This window comes from Roseateles sp. UC29_93 (assembly GCF_042695725.1).
Classification (GTDB): domain Bacteria; phylum Pseudomonadota; class Gammaproteobacteria; order Burkholderiales; family Burkholderiaceae_C; genus Roseateles; species Roseateles noduli_A.
In genome coordinates this window covers 5,329,566-5,344,547 of record NZ_CP170545.1, presented here as the reverse complement: position 1 = coordinate 5,344,547, position 14,982 = coordinate 5,329,566, and the positions used below count along the sequence as shown (strand labels likewise).

The 14,982-nt window shown below is 70.7% G+C and carries 14 protein-coding genes and 2 pseudogenes; 6 read left to right on the top strand and 10 right to left on the bottom strand.

Annotated features, from left to right (window positions below; all coding sequences use genetic code 11):
• Positions 1 to 78: 78 nt before the first annotated feature.
• A complete protein-coding gene (locus ACFJIX_RS24820; RefSeq protein ID WP_377155302.1) occupies positions 79 to 570 on the top strand; it encodes a MarR family winged helix-turn-helix transcriptional regulator in 492 nt (163 codons plus the stop codon).
• Between the two features lie 27 nt (positions 571 to 597).
• Here the strand turns inward: ACFJIX_RS24820 and xth are convergent, their stop codons facing one another.
• Positions 598 to 1,362 (bottom strand): exodeoxyribonuclease III, encoded by a 765-nt coding sequence (gene xth / locus ACFJIX_RS24815; RefSeq protein ID WP_377155301.1) that lies wholly within the window; start codon positions 1,360 to 1,362, stop codon positions 598 to 600.
• 276 nt (positions 1,363 to 1,638) lie between these two features.
• Here xth and ACFJIX_RS24810 point away from each other — a divergent pair, with 276 nt between their 5' ends.
• Complete coding sequence (locus ACFJIX_RS24810; protein WP_377155300.1) at positions 1,639 to 2,544, top strand: SDR family NAD(P)-dependent oxidoreductase; 906 nt, start codon at positions 1,639 to 1,641, stop codon at positions 2,542 to 2,544.
• 115 nt (positions 2,545 to 2,659) lie between these two features.
• Here ACFJIX_RS24810 and ACFJIX_RS24805 read toward each other — a convergent pair whose 3' ends face one another.
• Complete coding sequence (locus ACFJIX_RS24805; protein ID WP_377155299.1) at positions 2,660 to 3,481, bottom strand: SMP-30/gluconolactonase/LRE family protein; 822 nt, start codon at positions 3,479 to 3,481, stop codon at positions 2,660 to 2,662.
• Between the two features lie 173 nt (positions 3,482 to 3,654).
• Positions 3,655 to 4,263: pseudogene (locus ACFJIX_RS24800) on the bottom strand (IclR family transcriptional regulator); the annotation flags it as partial.
• A gap of 225 nt (positions 4,264 to 4,488) precedes the next feature.
• Here ACFJIX_RS24800 and ACFJIX_RS24795 point away from each other — a divergent pair.
• Together ACFJIX_RS24795 and ACFJIX_RS24790 are read left to right on the top strand one after the other, a co-directional pair.
• Positions 4,489 to 5,388 (top strand): 2-dehydro-3-deoxygalactonokinase, encoded by a 900-nt coding sequence (locus ACFJIX_RS24795; RefSeq protein ID WP_377155297.1) that lies wholly within the window; start codon positions 4,489 to 4,491, stop codon positions 5,386 to 5,388.
• Positions 5,385 to 6,002, top strand: coding sequence for a 2-dehydro-3-deoxy-6-phosphogalactonate aldolase (locus tag ACFJIX_RS24790; protein ID WP_377155296.1), 618 nt, complete (start codon positions 5,385 to 5,387; stop codon positions 6,000 to 6,002). The genes ACFJIX_RS24795 and ACFJIX_RS24790 overlap by 4 nt, the downstream gene beginning before the upstream one ends.
• A 17-nt stretch (positions 6,003 to 6,019) precedes the next feature.
• Here the strand turns inward: ACFJIX_RS24790 and ACFJIX_RS24785 are convergent, their stop codons facing one another.
• Entirely contained in the window at positions 6,020 to 7,396 is a 1,377-nt protein-coding gene (locus ACFJIX_RS24785; protein WP_377155295.1) for a hypothetical protein, read from the bottom strand.
• A 119-nt stretch (positions 7,397 to 7,515) separates the two neighbouring features.
• Here ACFJIX_RS24785 and ACFJIX_RS24780 point away from each other — a divergent pair, with 119 nt between their 5' ends.
• On the top strand, positions 7,516 to 7,719 hold the full coding sequence (locus ACFJIX_RS24780; RefSeq protein ID WP_377155294.1) for a hypothetical protein: 204 nt from the start codon (positions 7,516 to 7,518) through the stop codon (positions 7,717 to 7,719).
• 102 nt (positions 7,720 to 7,821) lie between these two features.
• On the opposite strand, the gene ACFJIX_RS24775 is transcribed toward ACFJIX_RS24780, so the two are convergent.
• The 5 genes and pseudogenes from ACFJIX_RS24775 to ACFJIX_RS24755 all read right to left on the bottom strand — a co-directional run bounded on the left by ACFJIX_RS24775 (position 7,822) and on the right by ACFJIX_RS24755 (position 11,874).
• On the bottom strand, positions 7,822 to 8,400 hold the full coding sequence (locus ACFJIX_RS24775) for a DUF4337 domain-containing protein (RefSeq protein WP_377155293.1): 579 nt from the start codon (positions 8,398 to 8,400) through the stop codon (positions 7,822 to 7,824).
• Positions 8,401 to 8,487: 87 nt separating this feature from the next.
• Positions 8,488 to 8,994 carry a dihydrofolate reductase gene (locus ACFJIX_RS24770; RefSeq protein WP_377155292.1) on the bottom strand — a complete coding sequence of 169 codons (507 nt, stop codon included), beginning with the start codon at positions 8,992 to 8,994 and terminating at the stop codon, positions 8,488 to 8,490.
• Positions 8,995 to 9,144: 150 nt separating this feature from the next.
• Positions 9,145 to 9,447 carry an antibiotic biosynthesis monooxygenase family protein gene (locus ACFJIX_RS24765; RefSeq protein WP_377155291.1) on the bottom strand — a complete coding sequence of 101 codons (303 nt, stop codon included), beginning with the start codon at positions 9,445 to 9,447 and terminating at the stop codon, positions 9,145 to 9,147.
• Positions 9,444 to 11,177: pseudogene (locus ACFJIX_RS24760) on the bottom strand (FAD-dependent oxidoreductase). Before ACFJIX_RS24760 ends, ACFJIX_RS24765 begins: the two are co-directional and overlap by 4 nt.
• A 469-nt stretch (positions 11,178 to 11,646) precedes the next feature.
• A complete protein-coding gene (locus tag ACFJIX_RS24755) occupies positions 11,647 to 11,874 on the bottom strand; it encodes a hypothetical protein (protein WP_377162118.1) in 228 nt (75 codons plus the stop codon).
• On the opposite strand from ACFJIX_RS24755, the gene ACFJIX_RS24750 reads away from it, so the two are divergent.
• A complete protein-coding gene (locus ACFJIX_RS24750) occupies positions 11,785 to 12,459 on the top strand; it encodes a response regulator transcription factor (RefSeq protein WP_377161950.1) in 675 nt (224 codons plus the stop codon). The genes ACFJIX_RS24755 and ACFJIX_RS24750 overlap by 90 nt on opposite strands.
• 332 nt (positions 12,460 to 12,791) lie before the next feature.
• Here ACFJIX_RS24750 and ACFJIX_RS24745 read toward each other — a convergent pair whose 3' ends face one another.
• Complete coding sequence (locus ACFJIX_RS24745) at positions 12,792 to 14,981, bottom strand: molybdopterin cofactor-binding domain-containing protein (protein ID WP_377155290.1); 2,190 nt, start codon at positions 14,979 to 14,981, stop codon at positions 12,792 to 12,794.
• Position 14,982: the final 1 nt, after the last annotated feature.

The following is a 14,982-nucleotide window of genomic DNA, read 5'->3' as shown; positions in this document are numbered from 1 at the left end:
AAAGCTTGTGGCTGCAATGGTTGCAGCTACAATCTTCCGCTGTCAAGCCTCCCGGCGACACCTTGAGAGATCACTCCAATGAGCGCTTCCGTCTCTCCCTCGAAGACAACGCCTTCGCAGACGCAGGCGGAGCCGATCTCGCCCAAGGGCTGTACCAACTTCAAGCTGCGTCAGGTGACGCGGCTGGTGTCCAACCACTGCGAGGCGCAGTTCGCCGAGTCCGGCCTGACCACGACGCAGTACGCGCTGCTGTCGCACATCGTGGTGCTGGGGCCGATCCAGCCGAGCGAGCTCGCGCGGCGCATGGACATCGATCTCTCGACGCTGTCGCGCAACGTGCAGCCGCTCCAGGCCTTGGGCCTGGTGGAGACACTGCCTGGCGCGGACGCGCGCAGCCGACAGCTGCAGGCGACGGAAGAGGGCCACGCGCGGCGCAGACAGATGAAGGCGACATGGAAGCGCGCGCAGCTCTCGCTGAACGAGCGCCTCGGCGACGAACGCGTGCAGCGCCTGCATGCGTTGCTCGACGAATGCGCCGCGTTGATGCGCGGCGAGCTCGCGCCGGACTGACCGGCGCGCAGCGCTCCGGCAGGGGGCTCAGTCGATCGTGACGATCACCGGCGCGTGGTCGCTCGGCTTGGGCAGCTTGCGCATCTGCCGGTCGATCGTGCAGGCGGTGACCCTGGACTTCAGCGCCGCGCTCACCAGGATGTGGTCGATGCGCAGGCCCTTGTTCTTCTGGAAGCCCAGCATCCGGTAGTCCCACCAGCTGTAACTCTTGGGCGGCTGCTCGAACATCCGGTAGGCGTCGGTGAGCCCCATGTCGATCAGCGCCTGGAAGTGCGCGCGCTCCTGCGGAGAGGTGTGCGTCTGGCCGACGAAGGCGGCCGGGTCATAGCAGTCGCGGTCCTCGGGGGCGATGTTGAAGTCGCCCATCAGCACCAGCTTCTCGTGCTGCTGCATCTCGGTGGCGAGCCAGGCGCGCAGGCCGTCCAGCCAGGCCATCTTGTAGACGAACTTGTCGCTGTCCAGCGCCTGGCCGTTCGGGAAGTAGGCGCCGATCACGCGCACATCGCCCACCGTTCCCGCGATCAGCCGCGCCTGCTCGTCGGCATAGCCGGTGATGTTCTTGACCACGTCCTGAGCCGGCGTCCGGCTCAGCAGGGCCACGCCGTTGTAGGTCTTCTGACCGAACCACTGGACCTGGTAGCCGGCGTCGCCGATCTCCATCGTCGGGAACTTGTCGTCGGTGAGCTTGGTCTCCTGCAGCACGAGCGCATCCACGGGATTGGCGGCCAGCCAGTCGAGCAGTTGCGGCAGGCGCACGGCCAGGGAGTTGACGTTCCAGGTGGCGAATTTCATGGGCGGGCGGAGCGCGGTGGGCCGCGCGTCGGAGTTCAGGCGAGAGGGATGGGCCTGATTGTCACCCCTTGATCGCACCTCCATCGCCAACACAGGCCCGACGGGCCAGACGGGCAACACGCCTGTCGCTTGTCTTGGGGCCGGCAGTCCGCGGCGGGAGGGTGAAGGGTTAACCCCTGAATCTTCAAACTTGTGCGAATGGCAGAATCGCGCCGTCGATAGAGTTCCATTAAATGGAACCTTTGAGGCGGAGTCACGGCGCGGAGCGGTCAAATCATGAGGCTTGAAGGCAAGGTCGCGATCGTCACCGGCGTCGGACACGGCATCGGACGGGCCGTGCTGCGGCGCTTCGTGCGCGAAGGCGCCCGCGTGGTGGCGGTGGAATGGGATGAAGTCGCTGCCCGTGATGCGCTGCGGGGTCTGGATACCAGCGCCGTGCATCTGCTGTGCCGCGACGCGCACGCGCAACGCACGGTGGACGAGGCGCTGCGTCATGCGCGCGACTGCTTCGGCGGGCTGCATCTGCTGGTGAACAACGCGGTGTCGTACCGCGAGCGCAGCGTCGTCGACTGCAGCGATGAGGACTGGGCCGCCACGCTGGACTCCGCGCTGGGCGCCACGTTCCGCTTCTGCCGCGGCGCCATTCCTGCGATGCTGGCCAGCGGGGGCGGCGCCATCGTCAACCTGGCGTCCATCCACCAGATCGTGGCCAATCCGGGCCTGGCAGCCTACACCGCGGCCAAGGGCGGCGTGCACGCGCTGACCAAGCAGATCGCGGTCGAGTACGGCCCCCGCGGCATCCGCTGCAACGCGGTGTCGCCGGCCTTGATCGCCACCGAGCGGACCTTGCGCGGCGCCACCGAACGCGACATGCGGCTCAATCGCGAGTGCTATCCGGCGGGGCGCATCGGCACGCCCGCGGACGTCGCCTCCGCGGTCCTGTTCCTGGCGTCCGATGAAGCGTCCTTCATCACCGGCACCGACCTGGTGGTGGACGGTGGGCTGACCTCGATGGCCGCGAGCGCGCTGCTGTCCACCCGCATCCGCGGCTGGTGGGGGCGATCGCCGATCGAGCCGCCGCCCGAGCGCCCCGAGCCCGTCGAACGCGCCGAACGCGCTGATTGTCTCGACATCGTCGACCACCCCGAGGCCACCCAGGAGAGCCCCCATGGCGAGGCTTGAACGCCAGGGCGTGCGCCGGACCTTCGGTTTCCTCCCCGTGATCCAGGGCGTGGATCCGCAGGTCGCCGACGGCGAGTCCTGCGTCTTGGTCAGCCCTCGGGGAGCCGCAAGTCCGTCAGCCCGCGAACGTGGCTTCGGGCAGTCCCCGCACGTCGGGAATCTCCAGCGCGAACAGCGAGCCCGACAAGGGCGCGTTGGCCAGCGCCTCCTCGCTCAGGCGCACGGAAGCGCTGGTGACATACAGCGTCTCCAGGCTGGCGCCGCCGAAGCAGCAGCTGGTGGGGCGGGGTACGGGCATGCGGATGCGATGCATCTCGCGGCCGTCCGGGGAGAAGCGCGCGATGTGCCACGCGTCCCACAGTGCCACCCAGAGGCAGCCGGCGTCGTCGACCGTGAGGCCGTCCGGCCGGCCGTCGTCGGCACCGAAGACGATGAGTTCGCGGCGATTGGCGATCGTCCCGGACAGGAGGTCGAAGTCGTACTGGTAGATCGTCCGGCGATAGGTGTCGGTGAAGTACATCTTGCGGTCGTCCGGGCTCCATCCCAGGCCGTTGGGCACGGTGAAGCCGGTGTCCATCCGCTTCCATGAGCCGTCCGCGTCGACGCGGAACAGGCTGCCGCGATTGGCCGCCGTGCCCATGTCCATCGAGGCGACCCAGAGCCTGCCGCGACGGTCGCATTTGCCGTCGTTGTAGCGGTTGCCGGGGCGGTCGGCCTCGGGATGGCTCAGCAGGCTCATGCGTTTGGTGTCCGGATCCAGCGTCATCAGTCCGCCCGGCGTCGCCACCAGCAGGCCGCCGGTGGCCTTGGGGATGACGACGCTGGCCATGGTGCCCAGCTTGATCTCGGTATTGACGCCGCCGGACGCGCGGTGGGTGTGCACCGACGGCGTGAGGATGTCGACCCAATACAGCGCGTTGTCCCGCGGCGACCACATGGGGCCTTCGCCGAGCAGCGCCCGCGTCTCGTTGATGCAGCGCACGTCGACCGGCGGCGCGGCGGGCGCGGGCCTGCCGGACATCGCGATCGTCGTGGCGTCGCCGGCGGCGGCGTGGAGATGCCCCGCGCGGTGGCGATCAGCGCCGCGCTCAGGCTGTGGGCGCGGGCGCCGCCCAGGCGGGATGCCGGTCCGGTCACGGACAGGGCGCCGATCGGGCGCCCCTCGTAGTCGAAGATCGGCGCGGCGACGGAGACGCTGGTCTCGTCGAACTCGCCTTCATCCACGGCATACCCCCGCGCCCGCGCCAGCGCCAGGTCGCCCTGGAGGCCGGCCGCGTCGCGCAGCGTGTTCGTCGTGAACGCGTGGAAGTCCAGGTTCTCCAGCAGGTGGCGCAGCCGCAGCGGATCGAGGTCGGCGGCGATGGCCTTGCCCGCCGCGGTGGCGTGGACCGGCAGCCGCACGCCGACGCTGGACACGGGCGCGACGTCGCGGCCCGCCTGCTCGCTGGCCACCACGACGACCTGCTGGCCGTTCAGCACGGAGAGCTGCACCGATTCGCCCAGTTTGTCGCGCAGCCGCACCAGCGCGTCCTGGGCGGCCAGCCGCAGGTCGAAATCGCTCCAGACCTCGTGGGCCAGTTCGAGCAGCCGGAACCCGAGCTGGAAGCTCCTGTTGTAGGGGTCGTGGCGCAGCAGGCCTTCCCGCACCAGCGTGCCCAGGATCCGGTGCAGCGTGGCCTTGGGCAGCGACGAGGCGCGCAACAGGTCGGTGAAGGTCATCGGCGCCCGCTTGGCGGACACGATGTTGAGCAGGCCCATCGCCTTTTCCAGGACCCCGAGACCCTGTTGACCGTTGGCGGATCGATCTCCCGTTGACATGTCCTGTCTTCCGCTCCCCGGAACTTTTGAATCGCGCGATTGTAGGCATTTCGCCTTTCGGTCGCCCCGAAGCTGGCTATAGTTCCAATTAGTGAAACTTCAGGGGGCGACATGGAATCCACGGCCTTGATCACCTTGGACTGGGGTTCTTCCAATCTGCGGGCGCGCCTGTTCGACCGGCAAGGGAAGGTGGTGGAGATCCGCTCCAGCGCGCAAGGCTTGCTGAACCTGCGGGAACGCTCGTTCGAATCGGCGCTGCGGGCGTTGTGTGGCGGTTGGCTCCGGGGGAGCCGGGTACCGCTCATCGCCAACGGCATGATCGGCGCCCGTGAAGGATGGGTGGAGGCGCCTTACCTGAAGTGCCCCGCGACGGCCCTGGATGCCGCGGGCGCGTTGGTGAAGGTGACGCTGTCGGACGGGGCGGAGCTGCACATCGTGCCCGGCTTGCGGTGCCAGTCCCCGTCGGGGCAGGAGGACGTGATGCGGGGCGAGGAGACCCAGCTCTGGGGCCTGGAGCCGGGCGATCCCGCGTGCTGCCTGCTGCCGGGCACGCACAGCAAGTGGGCCAGGCTGGACGGTTGGGGCCGGGTCACCAGCTTCGAGACGAGCCTGACCGGCGAGCTGTACGCGCTGCTGACCCGGCACGGCATGCTGGCCAAGCTGATGCGCTTCGACGGGGAGCGGCTCGACTGCTTCGACGAAGGCGCGGCGCTGGGGCTGGCGCAGTACGACCGCCTGTCCGTGGCGCTGTTTTCCGCCCGCGCAGCCAGCCTGTTGGGCCGTGTGCCGCCCGAGGGCCTGCCGGATTTCCTGTCGGGCCTGCTGATCGGCGCGGAGGTCGGCAGCGCGCTGGCCTACTGGCCACAAGGCGGCATCAAGCTGCTGGGCGAGCCCGACCTGTGCGCGCGTTATGAGCGGGTATTGCGCCGCGCCGGCACGGTGGCGGCACCGGCGCCGGCCGACGCCACGGCACGCGGCCAGTGGCGCATCGCGGTGCTGGCCGGGCTGGTGGAGGCCGCCGCATGAACGGCCTGATCGCGATCCTGCGGGGCGTGCTCCCCGACGACGTGCTGGCGGTCGGCGAGATCCTGCTGGAGCACGGCATCAGGATCATCGAGGTCCCGCTGAATTCGCCTCGTCCGCTGGAGAGCATCGAACTGCTGGCCCGGCGCTTCGGGCCGGAGGCGGAGATCGGTGCGGGCACGGTGCTCGATGTCGACGACGTGGCCCGGGTCCAGCAGGCCGGCGGACGACTGGTGCTGTCGCCCAATGTGAATCCGGGCGTGGTCCGCCGCAGCAAGGCGATGGGCCTGCGATCGATGCCGGGCGTGGCCACGCCCACCGAGGGCTTCGCCGCGCTGGCGGCGGGGGCGGATGCGCTCAAGCTCTTCCCGGCCGATACCCTGGGACCGGCGGCGATCCGGGCGTGGCGCGCGGTGTTTCCGGACGGGACGCCGATGTTCGGCGTGGGCGGCATCGGTCGGGACAATCTGGGCAGCTTCCGGGAAGCCGGGGCCAGCGGTGCAGGATCGGGGTCGTCGCTGTACACGCCGGGGATCTCCGCCGCGGAACTGCGTCAGCGCGCCCGTGCGATGCGGGTCGCCTGGGACGCCGCCGGGTTTCGGGCGGCGTCCGGCTGACGCCGAGGAGATCCGGCTCAGCGCAGACGTTCCGTGACGCTGCGCTGCGAGGGCCACTCGTTGTGCGCCGTCGCCTTGAAGTTCTCGACCTGCGTGAAGGTCTTGAGCCGCTGCTCGTCGGTCTTGCGCAGGGCGCGCGAGAGCGAGTCCTTCACCGTGTCGATCAGCGTCGTGACAGTCTTGCTGTCCTTGACCGTGGAGGCGTCGTAGTTGCCGTTGTCACGGTCGAGCGTGAAGGTGCGCGACTTCTCGAAGTGGGCGTCCATCTCCTCGGTCTGCGTCTGCGTGATCGCGCGGCCGCCGGTCACCGTGTTCGGACGCTCGGTGGTGGTCTGGCCGATCCGGTAGTCGGCGTGGCCGGCTTCCTTGATGCTCCCGATGCGGCTGGTGCGCTGCGAGTCGGCGCTGAAGTCCGCCTTGAAGTCCGCCAGGCCGCTCTGCAGCGACTGCACCTGCGATCGCAGCCCGTCACTCATCGGCGGCGGGGCCGCGGCGGCGTCGTCCGCCTCGGCGGCTTTCGCTGCCGTCGTGTTGACGGCGATGGCGGTGGGCTTCGCGGCGTCGTTCGCGCCGACGGGCACGGCGCTCGACACCTCGCCATCGACCGGCGGTGCCTGCAGTTGCTGGAACGCGTCCTTGAACGACTTCGTCATGGCGGCGTCGGCGTGGCCGCGGTCGGCGGCCGCATCGATCTGCTTCAGCAACTGATCGATGGCGGACGAGCGCTGCCCGTTGTTGACGCCGCCCTTGGGCGGCGTGGCGTCGACCTCCAGGTTCATTTCGCCGCTGGTGGTGCGCATCGACACCGACTTCGTGTCCGTGCCCAGATGCAGCGAGAACACCCGCATCACGCCGGGCACGTCGGCCGGCGCGTTCGGGTTCTCGACCTTCAGATCGAGCCCGGACAGCACGCCGCCGCGGTCGAAGGCCATCAGTCCGGACAGGTCGAGCGTGGGTGCGCCTTCGCCCAGGCCTTCGAGGGCGCGGTCGAGTCCGTCGCCCAGCTCGGCGAGCGCCTTGCGCTCCGCGCTGCTGAGCGCGCCCGAGCTCTTGACCTCGACCTGCAGGCCGCGCGTGCCGCCCTGGTCGCCGCTGTTGACGCCGATCGTGAGCTCGACGGTCTGGCCGGAGCGCGTCTGGATCTTGAGGTTCACCTCGGCGGCGTTCGTGCTGACGCCACCGATGGCCTGTTCCTGGAGCGCCGCGGCCGCCGCGGCGGCTTCGCTGCCGCTGGCGCCGTCCATCGCGCTGACGCCGTCGGCGGGCGGCACGTAGTCGGCGAGCGTCTGCTTGTACGCCGTGCCGGTGTCCGCCAACTGCTTCAGCAAGCCGCTGCCGAGCCCGCGCCAGCGGTCGGACAAGGTGACGGCGTCCTTGCCGCTGTTGCGGGTCATGAGTTCGCTGAGGCTGTCGTCGCGCGCATGGGCCCAGAAGCGCTGGGGGGCCGAACCCTGGCGTCTTCGGCTTCGCGTAGACGAGGTCGCCGGCGGCCGCTGCGTCGAGCGTCAGGCGCGTGGGGGCGGACGAGGCGGCAGACGCCGAGGACGCGGAAGCCGCGGTCCTGGCGGCGGCGCTGGCCGCCTGCGCCGACACGCCCGCGGGGCGGTACGTCGACGCCGTGCGGCTCGCGGCGATGCGGTCGAGCACGCTCGCGCCGGTCGAGGTGATGAGGGTCATTGCGAAGCGCCTCCCTGGCGGCAATCCCGCGGTGCTCTGATGGCGTGGCGGTGATCCCTTCGCTATCGGCCGGGCGCTCAGGAACTTGAGTGATCTCCCCCGGCGGTGGGGGTCGCGATCGCCCGTGTGGTGCGACCTGCGATCAGACGTGCAGCCACGCGGCGATGCCCAGGCCGATGCCGATCGCGCCGGCGCCCAGCGTGGCGAACTCCATCCAGCGGCGCTTGGTCAGCAGCGCGATCGCGGCCAGCGCGATGGCGACCTGCAAGGCCGTCGTCGCCTGCGCCCAGCGATGGTGGAGGTGCAACTGCTCGTCGCTCTTGTGGTCCCACGCGGCGGACTCGGCCTCGAGCTTCTCGGCCTGCGCCTTGATGTCGTTCTTCTCGGTCTCGTAGCGGGCGATCTTCTCGCGGTACTTGGCCCGCTGCTCCTCGCTGGGGGTCAGGTCGAGCGCGAACTCGGCCAGGTTCTGCTTGCTGCTCTTGGCCTGGAAGTAATTCCAGCGGTTGGCGGCCTCGGTCTTGGTGATCGCGGCGTTGTTCTTGAACAGGCCGGCGTTGGCCTGCGTGGCGCCGCCCATGTACGAGAAGCACGCGCCCAGCGTGGCGAGGACGGCGGTGATCACCGCCAGCTGGCCGGCGAGCCCGTGGGGCTCGTGCTGCGCGGCGTGTTCGAGTTCGTGGTCGTGCGGACCGTGGACGTGGAAATGGTTGCCGGACATGGGGTTCGGAATGTGGAAGTCGATGAGGAAGTCGGGGTGGACGGCCGAGGCGCCAGGACGGCCGCGGCAGGCGTCGGGGTGTGGGCGTCAGCGTCGGCGCTCGTAGCGCACGAAGTCGTAGTGCCAGTCGTGGCCGCGATCGGCGGGGCTGTGGTGGCGCTCTCTGCGCAGCTCGGCGAAGACCTGCGGGTCGACGGCGGGGAAGAACGCGTCGGCCTGGAAGGCGGCGTCGATCTCGGTGAGTTCCAGGGCGTCGGCGCGGGGCAGGGTGAGTTCGTAGACCTGGGCACCGCCCATGACGAACACGGCCTCGTCGGCCGAGCAGGCGGCGAGCGCCGCGTCCAGGGTCGCGAAGACCTCCGCGCCGTCGAGCACGAGCCCCGGCTGCCGCGACAGCACGAGGTTGCGGCGCTGCACGAGCGGCCGGAACTTCGCGGGGATCGAGTCCCAGGTCTTGCGTCCCATGATGACCGTGTGCCCGATCGTGAGCGCCTTGAAGCGCGCCATGTCCTCGGGCAGGCGGACCAGCAGTTCGTTGTCGCGGCCGATGCCGCGCATGCGGTCGAGGGCGGCGATGAGGGTCAGGTGGGGCATGGGGCTTCAGGCGGAGCGCGGACGGGGCAGGGACGGGAGTTTACGGACTGCGCGGGGCCGCGCTGGTGAAGTCTGGCAACAACTGAGTGCGGATGCGCGAGCACGCGTGCGAGTGCGAGTGCGCGGCGGGGGAAGCGGGCCCAGCGCCGCTCATCCCGCCGCGCCGGCCACCGACTCGTAGTGCGACACCACCGGGAACGGGTCGTAGAAGTGGTGCAGCAGCGCGCGCCAGTCCTGGTACTGCGGCGACTTGCGGAAGCCGATTTCGTGGTCCTCGAGCGTGCGCCAGTGGACGAGCAGGAGGTACTCGCCCGGCCGCTCCACGCAGCGCTGGAGCTCGTGCCCCAGGTAGCCGGGCATGGCGGAGAGGATGGCCTGCGCCTGCAGGAACGCGGCTTCGAACGCGGCCTCGTGGCCGGCGCGGACGGGGAGCGGGGCGACTTCAAGGATCATGGGGACCTCCGGAGTCGCATTCTCGCCAGACATTGATGAATCTGTGCGACGACCGCCGCCCCTTCGCCGATCGCGCCGCCGACCCGCTTCACCGAGCCGGAGCGCACGTCGCCCACCGCGAACACGCCCGGCACGCTCGATTCCAGCGCCGCCGGGCCGCTCTCGATCTGCCACTCCAGGTCTGCGGCCAGGGTTGGGTCCGCCCGCCGCTGCGCACGTCGCACGTCCGCCCCGGTCAGCACGAAGCCTTTGGCGTCGGACAACACCGGGCAGCCCGCCAGCCAATCCGTCTCCGGCTCGGCGCCGACGAACAGGAAGACGTTGCGCGTGTCCTGGCGCGACTCGGTGCCCGTGCGGGCGCAGCGCCAGGTCACCGCCTCCAGCCCGCGCAGCGGATCGCCGTGCAGCTCGGTGATCTCCGTGTAGGGGCGCAGCGCGATGTTGGAGGTCGCCTCGATGCGGTCGATCAGGTAGCGCGACATGCTGTCGGCAAGACCCGGCCCCCGCACCAGCACGTGCACGCGCGAGGCGTGTTCGGACAGGAAGACCGCCGCCTGTCCCGCCGAGTTGCCGCCGCCGACCAGCACCACCTCGCTGCCCATGCACAGCGGCGCCTCCAGCGCCGAGGCCCAGTACCAGATGCCGCGGCCCTCGAAATCGTTCAGGCGCGGCACCGCCAGCCGGCGGTAGCGGGCACCGCTGGCGATGACCGCGGTGCGTGCGCGCAGCTTGCGGCCGTCGGTCAGGGCGATGAGCAGCTCGCCCTCCGGCCCTTCGCGGGCGCAGTCCAGCGATTGACCTCGGTGGGAATCAGCAGCTCGGCGCCGAACTTCTCGGCCTGCACGCAGGCGCGACCGGTCAGCGCGCCGCCGGAGATGCCGGTCGGGAAGCCGAGGTAGTTCTCGATCCGCGCGCTGTTGCCCGCCTGGCCGCCATAGGCGCGGCGGTCGAGCACGACCACGCGCAGCCCCTCCGACGCGGCGTACACCGCCGTCGCCAGCCCCGCGGGACCGGCGCCGGCGATGGCGACGTCGAAGAGCTCCTCGCGCGGCGTCGTGTCCACCATGCCGATGCAGCGCGCCAGCGTCGCCTCGGGCGGATTCACCAGCACCGCGCCGTCCGGGCAGACGGCGACCACGTCGCCCGGCGCGGCGCCGTATTCCTCGATCAAGGCGGCCGCCGCTGCGTCCTGCGCGACGTCGACCACGCGATACGGCTCGCCGTTGCTGTGCAGGAAGCTCTGCAGCCGCAGCAGCGCGGCCGAAGTGGGGCGGCCGATCAGCACCGGCCCGCTCGCCCCCGATTCGATCAGGCCCACGCGGCGCAGGATCATCGCCCGCACCAGGCGCTCGCCGAGGTCGGCCTCCGCGATGATCAGCGCGCGCAGTCGGCTCGGCGGCAGCAGCAGCGTCTCGACCGCGTCCACCGCGATCGCATCGACCAGCGACGGCTTGCCGACATCGCCGCCAGCTCGCCCGTAAGTCGCCCCGCGTGCGCTGCACCAGCGGCGTGGTGTTGCCCATGCCGTCGCGATGACACACGTCCACCGTGCCGGCGAGGATCAGGTAGAGCCCCGGGCCGGGCCTGCCCGCGCTGAGCAGCGTCTGGCCGGGCTGGAAGGTCTGCGGCGTGCTGAAGCGTTGCATGCGCGCCATGTCGCAGGCACTCAGCCGCGGATACATCTGATGGCGGCGGGTTTCCAGCGAGTGGTGCGAGGCCTCTGCGTTCATGGCGTGTCCCCGCGTCGGGTGTTCGGGATGGTTGCGGTACCGCTGATCGCGGGTCTACAGTGGCCCCCACAGTGGGGAGTCTCGCGGAGTGGCCTTCGAGCACCGGGGGTCACCCGCCCAGCACAACGAGGTGCGCGACCATGTCCCATCTTGGACCGACCTTCGTCCAGATCGTCCACGAGGAAGCCCGACCTGCGCGGGATGCGCGGCGGCGCCGAGCCGCCGCGCCGACCTGGCGGCCTCGATCTGCAGCCTGTCGCACGCGGTGCGGATCGTGTCGGCGAGTCGCCCGAACGATGCGACGTCCTCATCGCCGACTACACCAGCGCGCTGGCGCTGGCGCTGACCGCGCGCCAGGCGGCGCGGCGGCCCGGCGGTCATCCCGGCGGCCGATGTCCGCGCATCCTCGTCCTGACCGCGATGGACCGCGAGTGGACGTCCGCGCCGCGATGGAGGCCGGCGTGCACGGCTACCGCTGCAGCGACGCCGCCCCGAGCAACTGGTCGAGGCGGTCGACGCGGTCATGCTCGGCGTGCAGTTCGTGTCCGTCGAGCTGGCGCCCAAGCTCGCGCGCAGCCTGACCCAGGACCGGCTCACCAAGCGCGAGATGGACGTGCTGGTCGCGATGTCCACCGGCGCGTCGAACAAGGACATCTCGCAGCGGCTGGGCATCACCGGCGCCACCGTCAAGACGCATGTGCGCGCGATCCTCAGCAAGGTCGGCGCGGGCGCGCGCACCGAGGCCGTCGCGATCGCCGCTCGCAGCGGGCTGACGGCCCGACCGCCGCAGGAGTCGGCGCTCCTGGCACAGGCGGACCCGACGGCCCGGACTGCGGCGGCTCAGACGGCAGCCCAGACAGCACGGACCGCCTTCGCGGAGGCCGCGCGCGCCGGGTCACTTCGCCGGGCAGAAGGCGCCGGTCTTGATCCAGGCGTCGACCAGTTCCCCGAACTGAGCCTGCGTCCCCGGCGCCGGCTCGCGCTGCGCGCCGGGCATCCACGCCCAGCCGACCAGCGTGTCGTGCGCCATGTGCTCGTGGATCTGCGCCAGCGTGCGCTTGCCGTTGCGCGCGGGATCCTTGATCTGCTCGCAGATCTCGCCGAGCGACAGGTTCTGCCAGGCCATCTCGCGCGGCGCGACGTGCCACATCGCATGACCGGGCACGCCGGACGCGTCGTTGTTCTTCGCCTGGTGGCAGCTCGAGCAGCGCAGCGCCGGCACGCCCTTGCCGTCCGCACCACGCGTGACGTTGGGGCGTGCAGCCGCGTCTGCACGCCCTGACCCTGCAGCGGCCGGTCGCCGGAGGGGTGGCAGTTCCACGCAGCGCGGACTCTGGATGACGCGGCCGGCCTCGACGAAGATCGCCCGCGAGCGCTCCTTCGGATCGGCGATCGCGTCGAAGCTCTGCACGGTGCGCAGCGGGGCGACCGCGGCCGACGCGGCGGCGGGGCGGGCGTCCTGGGCGTGCGCGGTGGCGGCGAGTCCGGCGGACGCGGCCAGCACCACCAGCGCGCCGCGCGTCGCCGTTGCGATGGTCGCCAAGGGGGTCGCCGAGGTGGTCGTCGGGATGATCGCCGAGCCCGGACGACCGGTGGAGGGGGAGATCGGATGGTTCATGCCTTCAGCTCCTCGACGGCGACGGGATAGCTGCGGAAGCGCTTGCCGGTCGCGGCATACAGCGCGTTGATGTAGGCCGGCGCGATGATTGCGGTGCCGATCTCGCCGACGCCGCCGGGCTCCGCGTCGCTGCGGACCAGGTGGACGTCGATGCGCGGCGTCTGGTCGATGCGCATCAGCGGGAAGTCGTGGAAGTTGCTCTGTTCCACGCGGCCCTTGTCGATGGTGAGCTTGCCCAGCATCACCGCCGTCAGGCCGAGATGTGACCGCCTTCCATCTGCGCGACGACGCTGTCCGGGGTTGACGGCGATGCCGCAGTCCAGCGCCGTGGTCAGACGGCGCAGCATCACCGCGCCGTCGGGCGTGACGCTGAGCTCCATCACCATCGCGATGTGGCTGCCCCAGGCGTTGAGCACCGCCACGCCCCGGCCGGTACGCGCCGGCAGCGGCGTGCCCCAGCCGGACTTCGCGGCGGCGGTCTCCAGCACCGCCTTCAGTCGCGGGTTGTCGTTCAGGTGCGCGAGGCGGAAGGCCACCGGATCGGCCTTGGCCGTGACGGCGAGCTCGTCCATGAAGCCCTCGACGGCCCAGGCGTTGTGGTTGGGGCCGACGCCGCGCCAGAACGCGGTCATGTAGCCGGACGGCGGCTCGACCGGGACGTACTCGACGATCTTCGCGGGGATCGAATAAGGCGTCTCGGCGGCCTCGACGGCGTCGGGATCGGCGACGCCGGGCTGCAGCCATTGCGGCGCGTAGCGAGCCACGATCGACGAGCCGGACAGGCGGTGCGAGATCGCCGTGATCTTGCCGGCGCTGTCGAGCGTCGCGGCCATCTCGTCGCAGTAGAGCGGGCGGAAGCTGCCATGGCGGATGTCCTCCTCGCGGCTGTAGATCACCTTGAGCGGGAAGTCGACCTGCCGGGCGAGCTTCGCGGCCTGGCCGACGTATTCGGCGTCGAGCCGGCGTCCGAAGCCGCCGCCGATCAGGAAGTTGTGGACCTGGATCTTCTCGACCGGCACGCTGCTGACGGCGGCGATCGCCTGCTGCGCCTTCACCGGCGCCTGCGTGCCGAGCCACACGTCGCAGGCGCCGTCGTGGAAGTGCAGGGTGCAGTTCATCGGCTCCAGCGGCGCGTGGACCATCGTCGGCGCGTCGTACTCGACCTCGACGAGCCGGGTGCCCGGCGCGGCCTTGGCCGCGGCGAAGTCGCCCTCCTGCTTGGACACGATGCCCTTGCGCTTGAGCGCGTCGCGCACCGAGGTCTTCCAGGCCGTGGTCGAGAAGCCCGCATTCGGCCCTCGTCCCAATCGATGACCAGCGCGGCGAGGCCCTTGCGCGCGGCGCCGTAGTGGTCCGCGACCACGCCGACGATGTCGTCCGCGACCAGCACCCGACGCACGCCGCGCACGGCGAGCGCCTTGCTGTCGTCGACGCGGCGCACCTTGCCGCCGACCACCGGGCAGTGCGTGATCGCGGCGACCTTCATGCCGGGCAGGCGCCGTGTCGATGCCGAACTGGGCGCTGCCGTTGGTCTTGCTCCTCGTGTCCAGCCGCTTGGCCGGCGTGCCGACGAGCTGGCAGGCCTTCGGGTCCTTCGGCGGCACGTCCTTGGGCACGGGCATCCCGGCGGCCTTGGTCACGAGCGCGCCGTACGCCAGCTGTTTGCCGGTGGCCGCCTGCACGACCTTGCCGTCCCGCGTGACGCATTCCTGCGCCGTGCATTGCCAGGTGTCGGCGGCGGCGTTGACCAGCATCGCGCGGCAGGTCGCGCCGGCGGTTCGCACCGCCTTCCACGCGGCGATCATCGAGGCCGAGCCGCCCGTGATCTGCATGCCGAAGACCGGGTTGGCGTAGCGCTTCTCGTCGGCCGGGGCCTGCTCGATGGTGACGGTCGAGAGCGGGACGTCCATCTCCTCGGCCAGCATCATCGGGATGGCGGTGAAGGAGCCCTGGCCCATCTCGACGAAGGGGATCACATAGGTGACCTTGCCGGACGGCGTGATGCGGATGTAGACGCTGGGTTCGAAGGAGGCAGCCGCGGAGGCCGCGGTCGCGCCCTTGGCGGCCTTTGCGGCCTTTGCGGCCTTTGCGGCACTGGCGGCGTCCGCGCGAAGGGGCAGGCAGAACGAGGCGACGAAGGCGCCGCCCGTGCCGGCGCCGATCTTGAGGAAATCACGGCGTTCCATG